Source organism: Mesorhizobium mediterraneum (assembly GCF_002284565.1).
GTDB lineage: Bacteria > Pseudomonadota > Alphaproteobacteria > Rhizobiales > Rhizobiaceae > Mesorhizobium > Mesorhizobium mediterraneum.
On sequence record NZ_NPKI01000017.1, the window covers coordinates 104,137 to 126,548 of the forward strand.

At 61.6% G+C, this 22,412-nt stretch carries 19 protein-coding genes; 8 read left to right on the forward strand and 11 right to left on the reverse strand.

The window, feature by feature from the left end:
- Positions 1 to 34 precede the first annotated feature (34 nt).
- Positions 35 to 1,765: a calcium-binding protein gene (locus tag CIT25_RS14405; protein WP_095485215.1), complete on the forward strand. Its 1,731-nt coding sequence runs from the start codon at positions 35 to 37 to the stop codon at positions 1,763 to 1,765.
- A gap of 519 nt (positions 1,766 to 2,284) precedes the next feature.
- Positions 2,285 to 3,031, forward strand: a complete 747-nt coding sequence (locus tag CIT25_RS14410) for an FkbM family methyltransferase (RefSeq protein WP_101954489.1) — start codon at positions 2,285 to 2,287, stop codon at positions 3,029 to 3,031.
- Positions 3,032 to 3,091: 60 nt separating this feature from the next.
- On the opposite strand, the gene CIT25_RS14415 is transcribed toward CIT25_RS14410, so the two are convergent.
- The gene (locus tag CIT25_RS14415; protein ID WP_095485216.1) at positions 3,092 to 3,394 is read right to left on the reverse strand and encodes a DUF982 domain-containing protein; all 303 of its coding nucleotides are present in this window, start codon (positions 3,392 to 3,394) and stop codon (positions 3,092 to 3,094) included.
- Positions 3,395 to 3,611: 217 nt separating this feature from the next.
- On the opposite strand from CIT25_RS14415, the gene CIT25_RS14420 reads away from it, so the two are divergent.
- The 3 genes from CIT25_RS14420 (at position 3,612) to CIT25_RS14430 (ending at position 8,828) form a co-directional block, all read left to right on the forward strand.
- Positions 3,612 to 4,673, forward strand: a complete 1,062-nt coding sequence (locus CIT25_RS14420; RefSeq protein ID WP_095485217.1) for a glycosyltransferase family 4 protein — start codon at positions 3,612 to 3,614, stop codon at positions 4,671 to 4,673.
- A gap of 49 nt (positions 4,674 to 4,722) precedes the next feature.
- Positions 4,723 to 6,885, forward strand: a complete 2,163-nt coding sequence (locus tag CIT25_RS14425) for an amylo-alpha-1,6-glucosidase (protein ID WP_095485218.1) — start codon at positions 4,723 to 4,725, stop codon at positions 6,883 to 6,885.
- Positions 6,886 to 7,049: 164 nt separating this feature from the next.
- Positions 7,050 to 8,828, forward strand: a complete 1,779-nt coding sequence (locus CIT25_RS14430) for an alpha,alpha-trehalose-phosphate synthase (UDP-forming) (RefSeq protein WP_095485219.1) — start codon at positions 7,050 to 7,052, stop codon at positions 8,826 to 8,828.
- A gap of 99 nt (positions 8,829 to 8,927) precedes the next feature.
- On the opposite strand, the gene CIT25_RS14435 is transcribed toward CIT25_RS14430, so the two are convergent.
- From CIT25_RS14435 to CIT25_RS14445, 3 genes are read right to left on the reverse strand one after another with little or no spacing between them, the layout of a single operon-like run.
- Positions 8,928 to 9,599: an ABC transporter ATP-binding protein gene (locus CIT25_RS14435; RefSeq protein ID WP_095485220.1), complete on the reverse strand. Its 672-nt coding sequence runs from the start codon at positions 9,597 to 9,599 to the stop codon at positions 8,928 to 8,930.
- A complete protein-coding gene (locus tag CIT25_RS14440; RefSeq protein WP_095485221.1) occupies positions 9,596 to 10,837 on the reverse strand; it encodes an ABC transporter permease in 1,242 nt (413 codons plus the stop codon). The genes CIT25_RS14435 and CIT25_RS14440 overlap by 4 nt, the downstream gene beginning before the upstream one ends.
- A gap of 7 nt (positions 10,838 to 10,844) precedes the next feature.
- The gene (locus CIT25_RS14445; protein ID WP_095485222.1) at positions 10,845 to 11,873 is read right to left on the reverse strand and encodes an efflux RND transporter periplasmic adaptor subunit; all 1,029 of its coding nucleotides are present in this window, start codon (positions 11,871 to 11,873) and stop codon (positions 10,845 to 10,847) included.
- A 147-nt stretch (positions 11,874 to 12,020) separates the two neighbouring features.
- Between CIT25_RS14445 and CIT25_RS14450 the strand changes: the two genes are divergently transcribed.
- Positions 12,021 to 12,704, forward strand: coding sequence for a TetR/AcrR family transcriptional regulator (locus tag CIT25_RS14450; protein ID WP_245329868.1), 684 nt, complete (start codon positions 12,021 to 12,023; stop codon positions 12,702 to 12,704).
- Positions 12,705 to 12,821: 117 nt separating this feature from the next.
- On the opposite strand, the gene CIT25_RS14455 is transcribed toward CIT25_RS14450, so the two are convergent.
- The 5 genes from CIT25_RS14455 to CIT25_RS14475 form a co-directional block, all read right to left on the reverse strand.
- Positions 12,822 to 13,346, reverse strand: coding sequence for a cupin domain-containing protein (locus CIT25_RS14455; protein ID WP_095485224.1), 525 nt, complete (start codon positions 13,344 to 13,346; stop codon positions 12,822 to 12,824).
- Between the two features lie 21 nt (positions 13,347 to 13,367).
- Entirely contained in the window at positions 13,368 to 14,243 is an 876-nt protein-coding gene (locus CIT25_RS14460) for a class I SAM-dependent methyltransferase (RefSeq protein ID WP_158302554.1), read from the reverse strand.
- 204 nt (positions 14,244 to 14,447) lie between these two features.
- Positions 14,448 to 14,996, reverse strand: a complete 549-nt coding sequence (locus tag CIT25_RS14465; protein WP_095485226.1) for a cytochrome c — start codon at positions 14,994 to 14,996, stop codon at positions 14,448 to 14,450.
- Between the two features lie 142 nt (positions 14,997 to 15,138).
- Complete coding sequence (locus tag CIT25_RS14470; RefSeq protein WP_095485227.1) at positions 15,139 to 17,661, reverse strand: two-component system VirA-like sensor kinase; 2,523 nt, start codon at positions 17,659 to 17,661, stop codon at positions 15,139 to 15,141.
- Positions 17,658 to 18,548, reverse strand: a complete 891-nt coding sequence (locus CIT25_RS14475) for a cytochrome-c peroxidase (protein WP_158302555.1) — start codon at positions 18,546 to 18,548, stop codon at positions 17,658 to 17,660. Before CIT25_RS14475 ends, CIT25_RS14470 begins: the two co-directional genes overlap by 4 nt.
- Before the next feature lie 258 nt (positions 18,549 to 18,806).
- On the opposite strand from CIT25_RS14475, the gene CIT25_RS14480 reads away from it, so the two are divergent.
- On the forward strand, positions 18,807 to 19,586 hold the full coding sequence (locus tag CIT25_RS14480; protein WP_095485229.1) for a response regulator: 780 nt from the start codon (positions 18,807 to 18,809) through the stop codon (positions 19,584 to 19,586).
- A gap of 44 nt (positions 19,587 to 19,630) precedes the next feature.
- Here CIT25_RS14480 and CIT25_RS14485 read toward each other — a convergent pair whose 3' ends face one another.
- Positions 19,631 to 19,933: a DUF982 domain-containing protein gene (locus CIT25_RS14485; protein ID WP_095485556.1), complete on the reverse strand. Its 303-nt coding sequence runs from the start codon at positions 19,931 to 19,933 to the stop codon at positions 19,631 to 19,633.
- A gap of 308 nt (positions 19,934 to 20,241) precedes the next feature.
- Here CIT25_RS14485 and CIT25_RS14490 point away from each other — a divergent pair, with 308 nt between their 5' ends.
- The gene (locus tag CIT25_RS14490) at positions 20,242 to 21,699 is read left to right on the forward strand and encodes an NCS1 family nucleobase:cation symporter-1 (protein WP_095485230.1); all 1,458 of its coding nucleotides are present in this window, start codon (positions 20,242 to 20,244) and stop codon (positions 21,697 to 21,699) included.
- A 162-nt stretch (positions 21,700 to 21,861) separates the two neighbouring features.
- Here CIT25_RS14490 and CIT25_RS14495 read toward each other — a convergent pair whose 3' ends face one another.
- A complete protein-coding gene (locus CIT25_RS14495) occupies positions 21,862 to 22,401 on the reverse strand; it encodes a DUF1697 domain-containing protein (RefSeq protein WP_095485231.1) in 540 nt (179 codons plus the stop codon).
- Positions 22,402 to 22,412: the final 11 nt, after the last annotated feature.

Genomic DNA, 22,412 nt, shown 5'->3' on the forward strand with positions numbered 1-22,412 from the left:
AACGGGGGCTATCGAATCAGACGAGGATATTCGCATGGCCACAATGCACTACACTTGGGGCGCGTCAGCCGCCCAGGCCAAGGCCGCTGGTTTCAACCTGGTTGATCTTCAATACGCGTCATCGGTCAACGCGTTGCCGGATGGCTCGAAGGCCCTGATCTGGCTCGGCGAGAGCAACGGGGTAACCCAGTCCTTTATCGACAAGGTAACGCCTCTCATCGGCAATCCGAAGGTTCTTGGATTTTTCCTGACTGATGAGCCTGATCCCACCGGCAAATACCATACCCAGGTCAGCGCTGCCAACCTGAAGGCGGAATCCGACTGGATCCATTCCCATTTTCCGGGCGCCAAGACTTTTATCACCCTGATGGACATGGGGTCGTTCGCAGATTCGGACTATTCCAATACCTACAATCCTGCCAACACAGGCATCGATTATTATGGAATAAACCCTTATCCGGTGCGCACGACTGCGGTGGACTTCAACTACATTGACAGAGCCGTGGCTGCGGCGTTGGAAGCAGGCATCCCGCAGAGCGCGATCATTCCGGTCTATCAGGCGTTTGGCGGCGGCGGCTGGGCGACCAATACGGGCGGATCGTATGTCATGCCCACCACGTCTCAGATGCAGACCATGATGGACCACTGGGAAAAGCTGGTTCCCAATCCTGCCTTTGACATGGCTTATAAATGGGCCTCGCAGAACGGCGAAACCTCGCTTGGCAACACTTCGTCAATGCAATCCTTTTTCCTGCAGCACAACACCAGCACGACCACCCCGCCTCCAACCAACAACCCGCCTCCTACCGACAACCCACCACCTACCGACAACCCACCTCCTACCGACACGCCACCTCCGACTACCGACAAACTCGACGGCACCAGCGGAGCCGATGTTCTTCGGGCAACCGGAGCCCACACAATGGCCGGCCATGGCGGCAATGACGATTACTATGTCGACAATGTCGGCGACAAGGTGGTCGAGTCCTCTGGCCAGGGTCAAGACAGGGTGTGGACCGCTGTGAGCTATGCGCTCTCAGCCGGTTCGTCGATTGAAGTCCTTGGCACCACGAAGGATGCCGGCACTACGGCAATCAACCTGACCGGCAACGAATTGGCCCAAACCATCCAGGGCAATGCCGGCGCCAACATCATCAACGGCGGCGGCGGTGCCGATAAGATGAGCGGCTTTGGCGGCAACGACGATTACTATGTCGACCATGCCGGCGATAGGGTGATCGAGTCCGCTGGCCAGGGTCAAGACAGGGTGTGGACCTCTGTGAGCTATGCGCTCTCGTCCGGCTCGTCGATTGAAGTCCTTGGCACCACGAAGGACGCCGGTACCACGGCAATCAACCTGACCGGCAACGAATTGGCCCAGACCATCCAGGGCAATGCCGGCGCCAACGTCATCAACGGCGGCGGCGGTGTCGATAAGTTGAGCGGCTTTGGCGGCAACGACATTTTCGTTTTCAACAGCGCCCTTGGTAACGGCAATGTCGACAGGATTACCGACTTCAATCCGTCCCAGAACAAGATCCACCTCGACGACGCGATTTTTGCCGGGCTCAAGTTGGGCACGCTCACATCCGACGCTTTCTTTGCGGGTAGCGCCGCGCATGATAGCGCCGACCACATCATCTACAACAGTTCGACTGGAGCGCTCTCCTTCGACAGTGACGGGATCGGCGGTGCGTCTCAAACACAGTTCGCCACCCTTTCTCCAGGTCTCTCGGTTACGGCAGGCGCATTCTTTGTGACCTGAAGAGCTGGCGGGAAACGAGATCGCGCGAGGGCCAGCGGTCGCCAACAGAGACAGGTGGACAAACTGCACCTGAAGCCTGTCTCTTTGGCGAGCGTGGATGCTCTGGCGCGGACCGTCCCCAAAACCATTCTAGGCCATTTCGGCATAGTCGATTCCCCTCATGTCTTGCAAAGCAGGCTACCCTCAGCCCGTGGAGCTCCAGGAAACGGCAAGATTAGCTTAAAGTGCCGGTTCCCCTGAACCAGCAGCAGGCCAAAGGAACCGCGCTGGTTTCGTTGCGCAGTGTTTCGGCGAAACGTGTATGGCCTGTCATTCATTCGTAGGATGAGAGTTCATATCTCAATGGCTAGAAATTGAAGATGAGTGGACCTGCCCTTCTCCCGCACAAGGCGATGCGTGTCTGAGCTTGGAGAGAGTCCGGTAGACGTCAGTTCCGCGGGCAAAGCAGCAAGCGGGTTCTTAAAAACTGAGGATGCTAGGCCGCAACGGAGCCAGCAGTGCTATTGGCAATGAGGGGTCATGGGAAAGATCAAGCAATCCTTAGAGGTCTTACGAACCGAGGGACCTGGTCGACTCCTCCAGTTGTCGGCCCTGTCGCTGACCGAGCCGCTTAGATCGCAAGGGCTTCGCCCTCGCGTTGCGTCTGATGCAAGGCAGGCATTGTCCCATCTCAATTTGACAAAGCGAAGTCGCGGATTGTTTATCGATTGCGGCTCAAATATAGGCCAAGGGTTTAGATACTTTTCTGCATACTACACGCCCGATAGATACGATTACGTTTTGATCGAACCCAACAAGAATTGCCTTGCGCAGCTTAATGCTTTGCGCGCAGAAAATTTGACTATGGAGATTGTCGCAAAGGCGGCGAGTGTGAAAGATGGCTACGCTGAATTGTTTGGCCCCCCTCCAGAACGGTCGGAGGCCACCCACCAAAGTTGCTCGCTAGTCTTAGACCACAACGGAAGCCTGTATCAATCGCAGCGATTTGCGCCGGACCTCGTCGAAACGTTTTCGCTCTCAGAGATGATCCGGACAAAGCGTAAGCTGTATGATGTGATCGTTCTCAAGCTCGACGTCGAAGGGGCAGAGTACGAAATTCTTGATGATTTGATCAGGGCTGGGACCCATCGTGATCTATATGCCGCCTATGTGGAATTCCACTCTCTTAAACTGAGGAATCCCGCGAGACGGGAGAAGCGCGCCCTGGAAGCTCAAATGGTGCGCGAATTCGATGAAGCCGGCATTCGATTTAGAAGGTGGATATAGCGTCCCGACAGGAACGCCGGATCCGACACAGCGCTAGATCGAAGAAAAGTGGGCGGGCGTCTATCGCCTCGGCGAGTATACGCTGTCCATCTTTTCGCTGCCTATCGGCAGCGTCATGTCGTCATCCAGCAACCGGGTGATCCGGGCAAAGCCCGCAAAAGCCTTTCTTGCTTCCTCGGCAGACATCTGACCTGCCAGAGCCGCAGCGCAGCAGTTCAGCGCGCATTGATACACCGGCCCGCGCCGTCCTCTCGGCCATTTCCGCAAAAACGCCATCGCTTCATTAACGCCCTCAATGTCCTCCACAGGCTGTCCCTGCCCGTGCGAAATCCGCACAGGCGAAAAGAATTGTAGGCGATCCATTTGTTCCTCCCGGTCGATCGCGATGCGTTCGATCGAACCTAGTTAAATTCACGGCCAGCCAATTGGTTCCCGGCAAAAATGCCCACGGCCTTGATAAATGGCTGCGGACCAGCTGAATGAATCGCCAGTCATCGCCCGACTTCTTGCCGTTGCGGGAACGTTCGGGGGGCTAATGCATTTCGACTTCAGCGATGATCTTTGAGGGAAACGCCAGACTATGAGAATAGCCCATGTGGCGCCGCTCCATGAATCCGTGCCGCCTCGGCTCTATGGAGGTACGGAGCGCATTGTCTCCTATCTGACCGAAGGATTGGTCGAGCTTGGCCATGACGTAACCTTGTTCGCCAGTGGCGATACAAGGACGTCGGCAAAATTGGTACCGTGTCGCGAGCGAGCGCTGCGTCTTGACCCGCGCCCGCTGAAATCCGAGACAGCCGCGCATCTTTCGATGCTTTCCAAGGTGAGGAAACAAGCTCAAGAGTTTGATATCATTCACTTCCACCTCAGCCATTTTCTGCACTTTTCCTTCTTCGAGCACATGCCCGAGCGGACGGTGACGACGCCGCATGGCAGGCTCGACTATGTCGATCTGGCGCCGGCCTATGAACGTTTTCCACGCTTTCCGATGATCTCCGTTTCCCGTAGCCAAAGAACGGGGCTCGCCAACGCGAACTGGTTGGCGACGATCCACCACGGGCTGCCGACCGAGATCTACGAACCGGTTTTCGAGACGAGCCCAGGGAAGCCGTACCTCGCCTTCCTTGGCCGGATGTCGCGCGACAAACGTCCGGATCGTGCCATCGAGATCGCGCTGCGTTCGGGGCTGAAACTGAAGCTTGCGGCAAAGATCGGCGATGACGACCGCGCCTATTTCCGCAAGATGGTCGAGCCGCTGGTCGACGGTGACCGTGTCGACTATGTCGGCGAGATCGAGGAGGACAAGAAGGCGGAGTTCCTGGGCAAGGCAGCAGGCCTCATATTCCCGATCGACTGGCCCGAGCCGTTCGGTCTCGCCGTCATAGAGGCGATGGCCTGCGGCACTCCGGTGATCGCCTGGAACTGCGGCGCCATGCCGGAGATCGTCGATCAAGGAGTGACCGGTTTTATCGTGGATTCCATGGAGGACGCGGTCGCGTCTGTGCCCGGCATGCTACGGCTCGACAGGCGGGCGGTGCGAGCTGTCTTCGAAAGGCGGTTTTCCGCCGAAAGAATGACCCGCGACTATGTTTCCGCCTATGCGCGCCTGATCGGTGCCTCGGCCGAAGCAAGAGCGTCCTAAGCTGCGTTAGCTCGGGGGCGCGGAGCGAAACGAGAGAGATGTGTAGCGAATGACCCAACTCGACGAGCGCAAGCTTGATCCCGCGGTGGCACTTGCCTCCTTGGACGCCACCGCACCTCGGGAGCCGCACCGGCTGTTCGCCCTCAAGCAAGGCGATTGTTTTGCCGTGGCCGACGCTTACGGCGATATCCGCGGCGCCGGCGACGGTTTCTTCCGTGACGACACGCGAGTGCTTTCCGAATTCCGGCTGACAGTCGGCGGCCGTCAAACGTCGCTGCTCGGCGCGTCGCTCAGTCAGGACAATGTGCTCTTCACCTCCAACCTGACCAATCTGCCGATGCAGAGCGTCCGCGGCCGAGACATTCCGCAGGGCGCGATCCATATCGAACGTGTCCGCCTGCTTTGGCAGGACCGGCTGTTTGAACGCATCACCCTTTCCAATTACAGCCAGGAACACTCCACCATCCGCGTTTCGCTGCACTTTGCCGCCGATTTCCGCGACATGTTCGAAGTGCGCGGCTCGACAAGGTTGAAGCGCGGCATGGCCCATGCTGCCGAAACGGATGCGACCTCCGTCCTGCTTCGCTACGACGGATTGGACGGGCTGGCGCGGATGTCGGCGATATCGTTCTCGCAGGCGCCGGACCATCTGGCGGCCGACCATGCGGATTTCCTGATTGCCGTGACGAGGCGCAGCAGCAAGGTGCTGTATGTCGAGGTTGGTCCCGAGGTCGCGGAAACGCCGAACCGCGATCGCTACCGCGCCGCCGCGGCCCGGGCTCGCTTCGGCATGCGGGCCAAGCGCCGCCATGGTGCCACGGTGCATAGTTCCGGGCGCGTCTTCAACGATTGGGTCGCGCGCGCCCGCGCGGATGTGGCGCTGCTGACCACCGAGCTTACGACCGGACCCTACCCCTATGCGGGCATTCCTTGGTTTTCGACGGCGTTCGGCCGCGACGGCGTGATCTCCGCGTTGCAGATGCTGTGGCTTAACCCGGGCTTGGCGCGAGGCGTGCTGGCCTTCCTTGCCCAGCACCAGGCGACGGAAACATCGCCGTTCAGCGATTCGCAGCCGGGCAAGATCATGCACGAGACCCGCAAAGGTGAAATGGCGGCACTGAGGGAGCTCCCCTTCGGCCGCTACTATGGCGGTGTCGACACGACGCCGCTCTACATCCATCTCGCCTGCGCCTATGCGGACCGCACCGGAGACATGGCGTTTGTCGACAGCCTGTGGCCGTCGCTCTGCGCGGCGGCTGAATGGACCGAGGACGCAAGCCGGCCGACCGGCTTCGTTACCTATCAGCGTGCCGCCGCGTCCGGCCTCACCAACCAGGGATGGAAGGACAGTATCGATTCCGTCTTCCATGCAGATGGCCGAATACCCAAGGGACCGATCGCCCTGGTGGAGGTGCAAGGCTATGTCTTTGCCGCGTTCCGGGGGCTGGCGGCGCTCGCCCGTCGCCGCGGCGAGGACGACAGGGCCGATCATTGGGACAGCCGCGCCGAGGCGATGCGCACCTCCGTGGAACGCCATTTCTGGCTGGACGATCTCGGCTTCTATGCCTTGGCGATCGACGGCGCCGGCGAGCCCTGCAAGGTGCGGACGTCTAATGTCGGGCATCTTCTCTATGTCGGGCTCCCCGAGCCGATGCGGGCGCAGATGGTCGCCGACCAGCTGCTTTCGGCGTCCTTCCATTCGGGTTGGGGGCTGAGGACGCTCGCCGACGATGCTGTGTTCTTCAACCCGATGTCGTACCACAACGGTTCGATCTGGCCACATGACACCGCCATGTGCGGCGCCGGTCTGGCACGCTTTGGCGAGCGTGAAAGCGTGGTGCGGCTGATGAGCAGCACCTTCGAATCGGCGGTCCATTTCAACATGCGGTTGCCCGAACTGTTCTGCGGTTTTACCCGCGCGCCGGGCGAAGCGCCGATCGCCTATCCCGTCGCCTGCTTGCCGCAGGCGTGGTCGGCCGGGTCTGCCTTCATGCTGATGCAGGCCTGTCTCGGCCTGGAGATCGACGGCTGGAAGGGCGAAATCCACGTCACCCGGCCCAGGCTGCCGATTGGTATCGACATGCTCACGCTGAGGCATCTGGGCGTTGGCGCAAGGGCGGTGGATCTGACATTTCAGCGCGTCGGCGACAGGGTCGTCGCCTATCTCGCCGACCGGCACGAGGGATTGGTGCCGCTCATCGTGCGGACCTAGTTTGGCTTTGCATATCGAATTGCCGCCTCGCTCCAACTACCGGAACCGATGGCCCATCCGTGCGTTGCAAATCATGCCGGCGCACAGCGGCACGTCACCAGTGGCCGGCTTCGAAAAACAAAGAAAAATGGCCACCGACCGGCCAAAGGGAAAACGCTGTTCCAATGTCAGACTATGGCATAGAGGCTCTCTTGCTTCTGATCCTTGCAAGCCTCGGCCTTTCCGCTGTTGCCGTGGTATTCTCGGCATTCCAACGACGCCACAGCCACACGCCAGCTGTCGCATACGCTTCAGGCGAGGACGTGGCTTCGGAAGCGGCTCGCAAAGTGCTGCGAGAATTTGAAAAGAACGGACACGCGGCCGATGCAGCGCTGATCACATGGTCACCCGACACCTTGCGCAAGATTCTGGCCGACGATCTGCCGGAAACGCAGGTGATCGTGGTATCCAACCGCGAGCCCTACATCCACAACATCGGGGATGATGGCGTCGAGCTCTTGGTACCGGCCAGCGGGCTGGTTTCCGCGCTCGAGCCGATCACCCGCGCCTGTGCCGGCACCTGGATCGCCTACGGCGGCGGAACAGCGGACCGTCTCATGGTCGACAAGAACGACCGGGTTGAGGTGCCGCCTGGCAATCCGTCCTACGCGCTGCGCAGGGTCTGGCTGACAGAGCAAGAATACAAGGGCTACTATCTGGGCTTCGCCAATGAAGGTCTGTGGCCGCTTTGCCATATCGCCTTCACCCGCCCGATTTTCCGCGCGTCGGATTGGGAGGCCTATGAGTCCGTCAACCGGAAGTTCGCTGATACGGTGGTTGCCGAAGCGCGCAACGCGCGGCCGATTGTGCTGGTCCAGGACTACCATTTCGCGCTCTTGCCGCGCATGATCCGCGAGCGCCTGCCCGAGGCGATCGTTATCACTTTCTGGCATATCCCGTGGCCCAACCCGGAAGTGTACAGCATCTGCCCTTGGCGTGAACGGGTCCTGGAAGGCCTGCTCGGCAGCTCCATCATCGGCTTTCATACCCAGTTCCATGCCAATAATTTCGCCGAAAGCGTCGATCGCTTCCTGGAAAGCCGTATAGAACGGGCCGATGCGGCGATCTCCTACGGCGGACAGACGACGCTGGTGCACGCCTATCCCATCTCCATAGAATGGCCGGCCGAACTTTTGGCGAAACTGCCCGAGGTCGAAGAATGCCGCACCCGCCTGCGCGAGAGGTTCGGACTGAAAGCGGATGTCAAACTGTGCGTCGGCGTCGAACGTCTCGACTACACGAAGGGCATTCTCGACCGTTTCCGGGCGCTGGAAGAATTGTTCACGAGACATCCCGAATGGGTCGGGAAACTGGTTCTGCTTCAGATCGCGGCACCCAGCCGGGGCACGCTCCCGGCTTACAGGCAACTCCATGATGAATGCCGTCGCTATGTCGAAGATATCAACCAGCGCTACGGCAGCGAGGATTACAGTCCTGTCCTGATGATAGACAAACATCACGCGCAGGAACAGGTCTACGAGATCTATCGCGCCGCCGACATATGCATGGTCACCAGCCTGCATGACGGCATGAACTTGGTGGCCAAGGAATTCGTGGCAGCGCGCGACGACGAACAGGGTGTGTTGTTGCTCAGCACCTTTGCCGGCGCTTCGCGCGAGCTTCTGGAGGCATTGATCGTCAATCCGTACGATACGGCTATGACGAGCGAGGTGCTGCTGCAGGCGCTGACCATGACGCCGGAGGAACAGCGCGAGCGCATGCGACCCATGCGTGAGATGGTCCGCGACAACAATGTCTATCGCTGGGCCGGCAGCATGCTTCTGGATGCGGCCCGCCTTCGCAAGCGCGGCGACCTCGACCGGGTGATGGGTAACGGCGAGCGACCATCGAACAACAACAACGTCATTCCCATATTCGAGCGGGCAAGAAAGGCGGTGTCGTGACGATCCTTCGCTGACGCCGGCGCCGAAGCTGTCGGAAAAGATGCCCTCGATCGCATCAAACGCGCCCTGCCCCATGGCCCCGGCAACCGAAGAAGCTGATCAGCCGATCTTCCCGTCCACGATGTGAATGCGGCGATCCATGCGCGCCGCCATGTCGAGATCATGCGTAACCGCCACGACGGTCTTGCCGCGCTCGCGCACCAGATTCTCCAGGATTGCAAAAACCTGCTCGGAGCTCTTGCTGTCGAGGCTCCCCGTCGGCTCATCGGCCAGGATAAGCGGCGGGTCGTTGGCGAGCGAGCGCGCCACCGCGACCCGCTGACGCTGGCCGCCAGAGAGCTGGTCAGGCCGCTTGTCGAGATGCTCGCCGAGCCCGAGGGATGAAAGCAGCTCCCCTGCCCGTTCGCGCATCTCGGGCCGCGCCAGTCGGCCCAGCTTGCGCATTGGGATTTCGACATTTTCGCGCGCCGTGAACTCCGGCAGCAGAAAATGAAACTGGAACACGAAGCCCAACATCGAAAGCCTGGTCCGCGCGCGCTCCCTTTCATTCATCGGCTCGGTGTCGCGGCCGCCTATTCTCAACGTCCCAGCGGTCGGCCGGTCGAGCAGCCCGAGCAGATAGAGCAATGAGGATTTGCCGGAGCCGGAGGGACCGGTGACGGCGACGAATTCTCTCTCGTCGATCGCGAGCGTGATGTCCTTGACCAGCGTGACGGGAACCGTCTCAGGCAACACGCGCGTCAGTTTCTCGGCCTCGATGAGTGCGCTCATGACGCGCCTCTGATGATCTCGACAGGGTTCAGGCGCGCCGCACGGCGCGCCGGCAGGTAGCCGGCCACTGCCGCCGAGCCCAGCGCGAAAGCCGACGCGATGACGTAGTGCATCAAGCTCCAGGCGATCGGTAGCCGGGTCATCTCCTGGCCGGTCGCGGCGATCTCGAAGCGCACCAGCGACAGCGCATAGGTCATGGAGAAGCCGAGCAGCGCGCCGAGCACGGAGCCGGCAGCACCGATGGCCACGCCTTCCAGCAGAAAGAGCCGGCGCATGTCGGACTCCGGGAAGCCAAGCGATTTCATGATGGCGATATCGCGCGCCTTCTCATGCGTGATCGTGGAGATGATGTTGTAGATGCCGAAGCCAGCGACCAGCATGATCGCGCCGACGACGGTGTACATGATGACGTTGCGCACGACGAGCGCTTCGAGGATCGATTCATTCGCCTCCTGCCACGCCACGGCTTTGTAGCCCAGTTCGGCCTCGGCACGGTGCGCCACCGCCGGAGCGCGGTTGGGATCGTCGAGCTTGATGCGGATCTCGTTGATGGCGTTCGGCCGCGCGGAGAGGATCTGCGCGTTCTTCAGCAGCACATAGGCCTCACCTTCGTCGCGCGCGGTGGTGCCGGTGTGGAACAGGCCAGCGATCTTGAAGTTGCGCGTCAGCCCTTCGGAGGAGACCGCCGTTATCGTGTCGCCGAACCCGGCGCCGAGTCGGCTCGCCATCGTGTCGCCGATGAGCACGTTATTGCCGCCCGCGGCAAGTGCCGAAAAGCTGCCTTCGACGAAGTCTCCGACGATCGGCGACACGCCGGACTCGCGCTCCGGTTCGATCCCAATGATCGCCGCGCCCACTTCGCGGCTGGAATAGCGGATCACCCCTTGCGCTTTGAGGCTTGCCGCGAACCGGCCGGGAAGCCAGCTCTCGAGCCAGGAGGTTGCGGCGGTCGGATTGATGATGCCGCGGCGATCGTCGCGCGGCCTGAGCCCGGAGATCGCAACTGTCGCGAAGGCATCCTCGGCTGGCTGTCGGCGAGCGGTGCGCTGCTCGTCGGTGATGTCGACATGCGGCATCGTGTCGACGAGCTGCCTGACGAAATCGTCCTGCCCGCCCTGCATCAGCGCCGCCATGGCGATGGAGAATCCGACACCGACCGCAACGCCGATCACGGCAACCAGCGTCTGGCGACCGCGGCCGGCGATATGCGTGATGGCGATGTCGAAGATGAGCGGCATCGTAGCTTTATCTCTCCTGAGCGGCGGTGATGCTTACGCGCCCTCCATCGGCCAGATCGGCGGGATAGGGCGAGATGACGCGAGCCTTCTCGTCGACACCAACCTTCCCGTCGGCACCCGACAGAACCTCGACGCCATTGGTGCCGCGAATGCCCGTTCGGATTTCACGCCGCGAGGCCTTGTCGCCTTCGACTACGAACACCTTGTTCCCATCCATCGCAGCGGACGGGATCAACAGGGCATTTTTCGCAACGCGGATGACGATGTTCACGTCGGTCGACATGCCTATACGAAGCGGCGTGTCGTCCGGCAGGCGGAAACGGACGCGATAGGTCTTCGTCACCGGATCGCCCTTGGGCGTGATGCTGTCGACCACCGCTTCCAGGTTCTGCCTGAGAAACGCATCGGATTTAAGCAGCGCGCGCTGGCCGACCTCGACCCGGGGTATGTCCTCCTCGTTGACCTCGGCGACCACCAGGAGTGGCTTGGGCTCGCCGACCCAGAACAACACCGTGCCGAGCTCGGCGACTTCACCCACCTCGCCGTCCTGCCTGAGCACGACACCGGCGCTCGGCGCACGTAAGACGTAGGTGTCGAGTCGCGCTTTCTGTCCGGCAACCAGCGCCTCGATCTGGCCGAGCTCGCTCTGCGCACGATCGAGCGCCTGCTGGCTCGCCGCACGCCTTTCAGCAAGCACCGTCAGCCGCCGAAGCTCTTCCTGGGCAAGCGCCTGGCGCGCTTCGAGCTCGCCAAGCACGGCCCGGGCTTCGCTGTCGTCGAGCTTGGCGAGCACGTCGCCTTGTGCAACCCTCGACCCCTCGCAATTACATTGCTCGACGATCCTCTCGCGGACCACGGGAGTGACCTTGGCCCAGGTTTGCGGCTCGACGGAGCCACTCGCGTAAACGATTTCCGCCGCGTCGCCGCGTTGTGGCGTCACGACCGAAACCTTGGCCGGCTGCCACAGATACCAAGCGCCGACAGCGGCAGCCGCCGCGACAAAAACGATGCCAACAGTCCAGCGTAGCCGTCGCAAGAAACTCTCCCTCCATCATCGAATCCGAACGTAGGGCGATAGCAGACATAGCACTAGACCGACCGTCGGTCTATAAAGATTGCATAAAGATACGGTTCGTGCTCCTCTTGCCCCAACCTGTACTTTGCGAGGTCGATTTTGCCCCGAGTGATAAAGCCGCCGGAGATACGATCCGCCGAGCTCCTCGACTGTGCCCAGCGGCTGTTCTTCGAGCAAGGCTACGACAGCACGACGGTGAACGACATCATCCGCGAGGCCGGCCTGTCGAAAGGCGCGTTCTACCACTATTTCGCGTCGAAAGAGGCGCTGCTAGAGGCACTCGCCGCACGTCTCGCGCGCGACAGTTTCACCGAGTTGCAACCCGTGCTCAACGATCCGTCACTTGATGGGCTTGGCCGGCTCAATGCGCTCTTTGCCGGCTCGCGACGGCTGAACGTCGAGCTTGCTCCGCAACTGCGCAAAACAATTTTCGTCCTGTTCCGGCCCGAAAACCTTGCCCTCTTCCATCGGGTCGACCAGGCGGCCAGGGAATTGGCAATGCCGATAATCACCAATCTGCTTAGGAAAGGGAGCGAGGAAGGCATCTTCGACGTGCCCGATCCGGATGCTTTCGCCGAGATGTTTTTGCAGCTGCGGCTGATCTTTCGGGATGTGATGCACCGCGCCTTGCTGAAGGCCGAGCAGGGCAATATCGACGAAGCGGCGCGGCTGCTCGACGACCGGCTGCGGCTCTATGGCGTCGCAATTGACCGGCTTTTGAAGCTACCCGATGGAACGATAGAAGCGGCGCAACCTGGGTTTGCCCGGGCTTTCCTCGAAGCAGGCCCGTGAGCCGCCGAGCCCGCCAGGCCGCGGAGCAGCAATTCACCGCTTCGGTAGATCCGGACCCACCCCGACCCAGCGCCTCCTCGTACTGCCGTGGAGAGGGCTTTGCCGATGCTGTTCAAATCACGTCAGTGAAAGACCTACACTCGCATTCTCTTCCGGCGTCGCGTTCCAGTAGCCGTATGCCGCGGCGGTCTTCAGGAAATGCTGGACCGCTTCGGCTGAGGGAGGATCCGAATGCCTGCTTTCCCCGGCGATCGGCTTTCCGACTTCCCGGAAGAACCGGCCTATCCTTGACGTGCTGACGAGGATCATCACGGCCGCCTCAGTCGACAGGTTTCGAAAGGCGTGCTTCGCCCCGCCCGGCACATGGAAAATGTCGCCCGGCCGGATCGATACCCAGACGAAGCCTTTCTGCGACTGCGAAAGCCCTTCGATCTCGCCGGAAATCTGGATGAAGGTCTCCGGGTCGGCGTGGCTGTGCAGCGGCACGGTAACACCCGGCGGGATGGTGCCGCGCATGACGCAAGGCTCGCCGTCGCGCGGCGATGTAAGAAACTGGACCACAGGGCCCAGCACGTCGAGCGTCTCGACATTGCGAGGGTCGACGAGATGCGCCGCGCGCTCGCTGATGGCAGTGTCGAGCATCCGATATCTCTCTTTGGTTCGTTATCCCGGCGTATTTGTCCATGCGCCGACAAAGGGCGGCAGCATGATGCACATCTGCTGTTCGACAGCCTCGTTGCGCAGTCGCTCGGCGAGCGTGTCGACCTTCATTTCGGCAGCGGTCGCGGCACCGACGGCCTCGGCCATCGGCAGCAGGCTACGCAAGGTGCCCGCGATATAGTCGTAGATCGGCGAGTCAGGCCCGCTGCCGGCGAGGCCGGCGGAATTCAGCTGCGGCGCAGGCAGCCCTGCGCCGGCGAAAACCATGGGCAGCCTGCCACCCATGTCGACCTCGAAACCCGCCCGCTCGATCGTCTCGATGATCCAGCCGCGGCATTTGCTGAACAGCGGCGCCTCTGGAAAACTGCGGGCGAGCGGCATCGCCATTTCCTGGAAGGCGATGAGGCCGCCCGGCCGAACAAACCCGGCAAGCCTGCGCAGGGTTGCAGCCGGGTCGGGCAGATACATCAGGACCAGCCTGCCGATCACCGCATCGAAGGTCTCGTCGGGCGAGAATTTATCAAGCTCGCCCACAGTGAAGCGTGTCCAGTAACACTGGCCGGATTCGGTGGCGCGCCGCTCGGCAACGTCTACAGCCTCTGCCGAGCGATCGACGCCGAGCACCCTTCCGGTCGGTCCGACCAGCTTCCCGGCCAGCAAGGAGACGTCGCCGACGCCGCAGCCGATGTCGAGCACGCGCATGCCTGGTCCTATCCCCGCGCTGCGCAGGACATGCTCCGTAAGGTCGTGAATGAGCGCTCCCTGCAGCTCCAGGCGCTTGAATTCACCCTCCGTGTAACCCAAGGCATAGGGACGCGGATCCGTGGTGCTCTGATCGCGATCGATCTTCGGCGCGTGTTCGGCAAGCAGATTGTACATCATTTGACTCCATGATTATCTGGATTTGACTCCCGATTATCTGGCCCTCGGCTGCCATATGGCCGCCTGATCTGGACCGTCACGATCGGAGATCAGTGCTACAAGGTGATTTCCGGAATCGGGAATTGCGTTACGACTGAAACACGCGGCCGTGTCTGACGTACCGCAGAGGCGGAGAACCCTCCGCCGGGCCTCAGGATGCGCCTATGACTTCGGAGCCTGCGGTACGAACACAATGTGCGGTGTCTTCGGCGGACGATCGGGCGGCACATAGTCTGGAACCGGCGTATCGTCTGCCGGCAGCGAAAGCACATATCGGTGTATGGCGCGCAGGTCGGCCTCGGTCATGGCACGCAGGTTGAACCACGGCATAGGGGGGCGCGTCTCGATTGTACGCGCTAACTGTACCCAGTCGTCCTCGTCCATGGTGCGCAAAAGGTAGCGAAGATTGGTTGGATAAGTCGTGCCCCACGGCCCATTGAAGCCGAGAGAGCCGCCGATCAGCCATCGATCCTCGGGGACGTTGCCGGCCTTCTCCAAGTACCCTGGCGTGTGGCAGTCGTTACAGCCGCCAATTTTCACCAGGTATCGACCGTGCTCGATCGAGTCGGCCGCTGTCGCCGAACCCAGCCCATTTCGGTCGAGCATCGCGACTGTGAGCACTCCGCCCAGCCCAAGGGCGGCAATTCCGATGAGAGCCCGTCGTATCATCAGCTTCTCCGGTTTGCTGCCATTTGACGCCGACGAGACCATGATCTTTTCCGAAAACCGGTTTCCATTTTTCAGGGATCATGGTTTGGGCGCAGGAGAAACATCGAACAGCCCGGCTACGGGTTGATTTCAGCCAGGGGGACTTTTGGTTACGTCTGTAACGAAGAAACCCACCCGACCCTGATCAGCCTGACTGCAGATGGCGGGCGAGGCATTTTGCAATGGCGGCCGGCAGCAGCGGCTTCTTGATGACTTCGCTTATGCCGGCTGCCGTCAGTTGACGCGATCGGAGCGGGCGGCCGTAACCGGTCATCAGGACAATTGGAAGGTCCGACCGGATCTCATGCAACTGGCCGGAGAACTCGATGCCTGTCATGTCAGGCATGACCTCGTCCGTCAGCACCAGGTCGAAGCGCTCCGGATCGGTGCGGAATGCATTGAGAGCCGCAGGGCTTCGGTCGAACCCGACGGGCTCGTAGCCAAGCGCGGCGAGCATCTCCTCGGCAAGTTGCATCAGCGGCGTATCGTCGTCCACGACCAGGATCGTCTCGCCATTGCCATGCTGGATCGGAACCTCGGCGCCCTCACCCTCGTCCTCGTCCGCATCGGTCGCAGCGGATTCGATCTGCGGAAAATAGACCTCGAAGATCGTGCCTTCGCCAAGTTGGCTCTTCACGTCCACCGCGCCTCTATGCGCCGCGACGATGCCGTGCACCGTCGACAGGCCGAGCCCGGTGCCTTGCCCCGCCGGCTTGGTCGTGAAGAACGGCTCGAAAATACGCTCGAGCGTCGCCTGATCCATGCCGCTGCCGTTGTCCCTGACGGCGAGGCGGAGATGGCGGCCGGCCGGCAGGTTTCCGTGCGAAAGCATCCGCGCCTCCACGAGTTCCGTCGTGTTGAGAGCGACCTCCAATACGCCGCGGTTGTTCATCGCCTGCGCCGCGTTGGTGCCGAGGTTCATCACCACCTGCTGAAGTTCGGTCGGATCGCCCATCATCGCGGCATCCGCGCCTGCAAGATGCGTCTCCACTGAAAGTGTGGCCGGGAACGAGGCGCGCAGCAGGTCGACCGCCTCCGCAACCACGGGCTGCGCCCGCAGCGCGTGGTGCTGCCGCTCGCGGCGACGGCCGAAGGCAAGGATCTGCTCCGTGACGTCCTGCGCCCGCCGGCCGGCCTTCATGATCTGCTGGACGTAGCGCCGCGCGCGAGACTCCTTCAGCAGCACCGCCAGCGCCATCTCGCCATAGCCGAGGACGGCGCCGAGGATGTTGTTGAACTCGTGCGCTATGCCACCGGCGAGTATCCCGATTGCTTCCAGCCGCTGCGACTGGTTGAGCCGCGCCTGCAGCGCCTCGCGTTCACGTTCATTGTGCTCGCGCGCGATGGCATTGGCGAAAATCTCGGCGGCGGTGCGCAGCAGGGCGATGTCGTCGTCGGTCCAACGCTTTTCGTGCGTGACGGTATCGAGAGCCAGAAAACCTAGCCGCTCGCCGGCATGCGACATCGGTATGCACAGCCAGGATTGAAACTGGTGCGCCTGCAGGCATGCCTTCTCCCGCCCTTCAGGAAGCTCGCCGACGCGGGGAACGTCGATGCAGCCTTGCCGCTCGTGGCCCGCCAGCGTCCAGCGTGAAGCGAGCTCGATCATGTCTTTCGACAGGCGGGCCGGCGTGTTCCCGCTCGGACGGCGATAGAAGTAGCCTCCGGAAGATTCCGCATCTTGTGTGCGGCTGACGATAATCTGGGCGCCGTCGAGCCCGGCATGTTCCACCAGGCGCGCGAGGCCCTTGCTGATGCCGGCCCGGATGCGGTCGCGCGGCAGATTGATGAACTGGGTGGAGATCGAGGCGATCAGACCCTCGAATTCCAGCCGCTCGCGCAGGATCCGCGCATTGTGGCGCAGCCGGGCGAACAGATAGACCACATAGCACACGAGAACCAACGCGGCGATGTAGAGCAGCGTCTGAAACCGCGCGGCCCGCGCCGCAGCGCGCCCATGCGCATCGAGATAAAGGTCCTGCAGCGCGCGGGCCAGTTCGCTCGTTGGCGCAGTCTGTAGGCGGGCGACGAGGTCGTCGACCGCCGGAAGCCTGGTGACGATAAGCCGGCCGTGGGAGACGAGCGAGTGGACGTCGCTTGGCTGCACGGCATCGACGGACGACTTGGCCAGCCGGTCGAGCGCAGCGGTCACTGCCCTTGCCGCCTCCGGTTGGGGATCGCTGATGAACCGCGACATTGTGATCATCAGGGCTCCGATCTCGACCGCTCGAAGGCCGTCACCCTCGCTCGTAAGCCGACCGCTCATGTAGTTGAAATAGTTCAGCGAGTTCTGCAGCAGCGCGTTGTCCGACTTGAACGCCTCGACAAGCGTTTCCTCGTCGCGCACCGCGGCGGCGACATCGGCGATCCCCCGGTCGATCTCCGCCCGAACTCCGCCGCTGGCGATGTCCCGGGCGGCTGGCAGCGTCTGCGTCGCAGCGTTCAGGTTCTCGATCGACCGCACAAGCGGATCGTAGCTGCGCAGCAGTCCCGTGCGTGCCCGCAACACATCGCGCTGGAGGGCGGCGTTATAGAGGATGACGGTCCTGAGAGCATCGAGCGTGCGTTCGTGGCGCGCGGCATCAGGAGCCGCGCCCTGCACCAGGAAATAGGTCAGGACGATGAGCAGGCAGGCGACGACCGGCGCCAGGACGCGTAGCGACTTCATTGCTGCAGACGATCGGCTGCGCTGGTCAACGGCTGGCCGCGATACTCGCCCGTCAGCGTCCCGAGGAATTCGACGATAAGATCGGCATCGCGCTGGTCGATCTCCCTGCCGAGCTGGTTCCGCGCCATGATCCTCACTGCCTGTCCAAGCGATGCGGTACGGCCGTCGTGAAAATACGGCGCCGTCACCGCGACGTTGCGCAGGCTGGGAACGCGGAACACATGGCGGTCGCTCTCGGCACCTGTAATGGCGAAACGGCCGAGATCCGCCTGGCTCAAGGTCTTCTGGCCGGCGAAGGGATCCTGGAAGATGCCGAACTTCTGAAACAAATTGCCTCCTACATTGGCGCCTTGATGGCAAGCGATGCAGCCATACGCCTTGAACAGCTGATAGCCATGTTCCTCGTCCGCCGTGATGGCGCCGCGCTCGCCCTTGAGATAGCGGTCGAAACGGGCGTTGGGCGTGATCAGCGAGCGTTGAAAGATGGCTAGGGCGTCGAGCACTTCCGCCTGGCCGGGGGCGGCGCCGTAGACGTCTGCGAATCGCCGCGAATAGTCCGGATCGGAGCGCAATTTCGGCAGCAATTCCTCCCAGCTCGTGTTCATCAGCCTGTCATCGAGCAAGGCTGCCTCGTTCTGCTCCTCGAGAGTGCGGAAATTGCCACGCCAGTTCAGCCGGAAATCGAGCGTTGCGTTGAAGACCGTCGGCGTGTTGAAGTCGAGCGGCTCGCCATCCGCCGCCGTGGAACGAGCCCTGCCGTCGTCGCCGCTGAGATCGAGCCTGTGGCAGCCGCTGCAGGCGATGACATCGTCATGTGACAGCCGGACATCGTTGAACAGGCTCTCGCCAAGTGCGATCTTCGCCTGGTCGGAAGGACCAATGCCCACTATCGGAGCAATCGGCTCGCCGATCGGAGGGGCCGGCTGATTAACCAAGGCCAACGCAAATGGTGCCGCCGCTGCCAGGCAAAGCGGAACAAAAAGCCCCGCACGAACCTTACCAATCTGCTCATGCGCCATCGAGTGAGCCTGTGGTATCCGATCACGAAGATCATCGGCGCTTACCAACAAATCGCCGAAAATCAACGGTAAGTCTAATAAAGCAACGGCTCGGGTCATGGGTTCCATACGTGCGGACGGTCTGAGATGTCAGTCGAACAGAACACTCGCTACAAAGAGCAGTCGAAAGGCAGAATCGAACAGGCAGTGACGCCGAAGCATATTCTTGTCGTCGATGACGACCCCGAAATCCGCGAAATGCTCACCAATTACCTGGAGAGCGAGAACTTCAGGGTCAGCGCTGTCACCGACAGCCGGTCCATGTCGCGTGTCCTCAATGAAAGACCGGTAGACCTGATGATCCTCGACATGCGGCTTGCCGATGAGGACGGGTTTGAAATCATGCGGCAACTCGGCAGTCCGCCGGAAGCTCCCATCATCATTATCACCGGCCACAGGCGCGACGAAGTGGATCGCGTCGTTGGATTGGAACTCGGAGCCGACGACTACATCACCAAGCCCTTCAGCCTCAGGGAACTGCTTGCGCGCGTTCGCGCCGTGCTGCGGCGATCGGGGTCAACGCGCCAGAATTCGCGGGGCAAGAAGCACAAACGCTACCGCTTTGCCGGCTGGGAGCTCGACATGCGGATGCGGCGCCTGAAATCGCCCGCGGGCGAAACAACGCCGCTGACCGCGGGGGAGTTCAACCTGCTGGCAGCGTTCCTGCAATCGCCGCAGCAGATCCTGAGCCGCGAGCAGCTTCTCGCTGCCAGCAGGATTCACGACGAAGAGGTGTTTGACCGCAGTATCGACGTGCAAATACTGCGACTGCGCCGCAAGCTCGAGGTCAACCCGAGCGAGCCGAAGCTCGTTGTCACCGAGCGGGGCGCTGGCTACCTGTTCGCTGCCTCGGTTGAGGTGCTGTGACTTTGCCGTAGGCCACGTTCACGGCGGGGCGCAAATGTGAAGGTTCATCGCCTTAGCGCATGCACGCTATCAATATTTTCGCCGCCCATCGGCAGCGCCATATCGTCGTCGAGCAAGCGCGTGATGCGGGCGAAGCCGGCAAAGGCCTTCCTTGCTTGCTCTGCCGACATCCGGCCCGCCAGAGCCGCGGAGCAGCAATTCACCGCGCATTGGTAGACTGGCCCCCGACGGCCTATTGGCCATTTACGCAAGAACCCCATCGCTTCGGCTACGCTATAAATTTCTTCGACAGGGCTTTCCTGCCCGCGCGAAATCCGCACAGGCGTAAAGAATTGCAGGCGATCCATCGTTTCCTCCCGGTCGATCGCTATGTGCTTGATCGAACCTTTAAACTCACGGCTGGCCATTTGGATTCCGGCAAACAGAGCCCGGTGAAAAAAGAGGTCGGGCTAAAATGAAGTCTCTCACATCGTTCGACCGAAATCGAATCACCAAACATGACAAACATGCGACGAACCGTTGCGCAGCGCCGATAAGCGCGATTCTCATTGAATATCTTTAAGGTCAAAGCCGGCAAATCAATCGGTTGCCGGTTCTCCAGCGTCAGGCTTAACCTGCGTAGTCAACGCGTGGCAACCAAGGGGAGGACATCGCAATGACCATACAAGGCGCATCACCCGACCTATACAACGAAGATCTCGCTCCGGCGAAGGTTCGAAACTGGGGACCGTTCTCGATCTTCAACGTCTGGACGTCGGACGTCCACAGTCTCTGGGGCTACTATCTGGCGGCAAGCCTGTTCCTGTTCTGCGGTGGCTTCGTCAACTTCATCATCGCCATCGGCATCGGTTCGCTGATCATCTACGTGCTGATGAACATGGTCGGCTATGCCGGCGTGAAGACCGGAGTGCCCTACCCCGTGCTTGCCCGCGCATCCTTCGGCATCTGGGGCGCCAACATACCAGCGCTGGTGCGCGCCATCGTCGCCTGCTTCTGGTACGGCGCGCAGACGGCGGCCGCGTCCGGCGCGATCGTGGCGTTGCTGATCCGATCGCAGTGGTTCGCCGATTTCAACCAGAACACGCATTTCCTCGGGCACACGGGCCTGGAGGTGATCTGCTTCGCGGTGATCTGGGCACTGCAGCTGCTGATCATCCAGAAAGGCATGGAAACGGTGCGCCGCTTCCAGGACTGGGCCGGACCGGCGGTATGGGTGATGATGCTGATCCTGGCGATCTATCTCTGCGTCAAATCCGGGACTTTTGCCTTCACCAGCGACATCCCGATGGACGTGCTGCTCGACAAGACCAAGGACGCTGGCGTGCCCGGCACGCCGGGCTCATGGACCTCGCTGTTCGCGGTGGCGGCGATCTGGGTGACCTATTTCTCGGCGCTCTATCTCAACTTCTGCGATTTCGCCCGCTATGCGCCGGACAAGGCGTCGCTGCGCAAGGGCAATATCTGGGGCCTGCCGGTCAACCTTATCCTGTTCTCGCTGGTCGCCGGCGTTACCACGATTGCCGCCTTCGACGTCTATGGCGAGGTGCTGCTGCATCCAGACCAGATATCGGCCAAGTTCGACAGCTGGTTCCTGGCGGCGCTCGCCGCCTTGACCTTCGCCGTGGCGACGCTCGGCATCAACGTGGTGGCAAACTTCGTGTCGCCGGCATTCGATTTTTCCAACGTCTTTCCACGGCAGATCGACTTCAAGAAGGGCGGCTATATCGCGGCGTTGATCGCGCTGGTGCTCTATCCCTTCGCGCCATGGGAAGGCAGCGCCGCTTCCTTCGTCAACATCATCGGTGCGACGATGGGGCCGATCTTCGGTGTCATGATGGTCGACTATTACCTGATCCGGAAGGGCGAGGTCGACGTTGAGGCCCTCTACAGGGAAGACGGCGAGTTCCGCTTCCAGGGCGGCTGGCACGTCAACGCCTTCGTCGCCGCCGGTATCGGCGCGATCTTCTCCTCGGTCCTGCCGAACTTCACCAACTGGCTGCCGTCGTGGTGGGGCGTCTATGGCTGGTTCTTCGGCGTGGCCATCGCCGGCGCCATCTATTACGTGCTGCGTACGATGGCACTGGGCGCCAGGGCCAGGATGGCAAAGGCCTGAGCGGTTTCTGCCTTCTCCCCTTGTGGGAGAAGGTGGATCGGCGCGCAGCGCCGAGACGGTTGAGGGGTGTTCCAGCGGAGTGAGACGTTGGCGTTCCCTGGAACACCCCTCATCCGTCGCCTTCGGCGACACCTTCTCCCACGAGGGGAGAAGGGAAAGCGCCTATCCGCCAACCATCTCCGCCAATTTGCGGACTGTGTTCCAGTTGCGCGACGTGCCGACACCGAGACGTTTATGGCTTGCCGCCGCAAGCAATCGCGAACTTGGCGTTTCGCGGGAAAAGACGACCCAGATGTCGCCGCTGACCGCCCGCATCTTTTCATCCTTGCCGACATAGGCGTCCAGCGCCGCGACGGCTTCCGCCGGAACGGGCTTGCGCATTACGCGCACCGCCACCTGGTCCGCGGCGGCAGCCGATTCGGCGGGAAACGGATTGCCGGCCGCAAGCATCAACCAGTCATTTGCGCAGCGCACGATGATATCGACATGGCGGCCGAAGGTTGCCTCGAACGCTGCTTCGAGCCGCCCTTCCAGCACTGCAATTTCCGTTTCTTGCGCCTCGAAGACCAGATTGCCGGTCGCCACCAGCGTGCGCGGGTTGCTCAGCCCCAGGCCTTGCGCCATAGCCCTGAGATCGGACATGACGACCCGGCGTCCCTCGCCCAGGACGATGCTGTAAAGCAGAGCGACATAGGTTTGCACGGCAGCCGGGC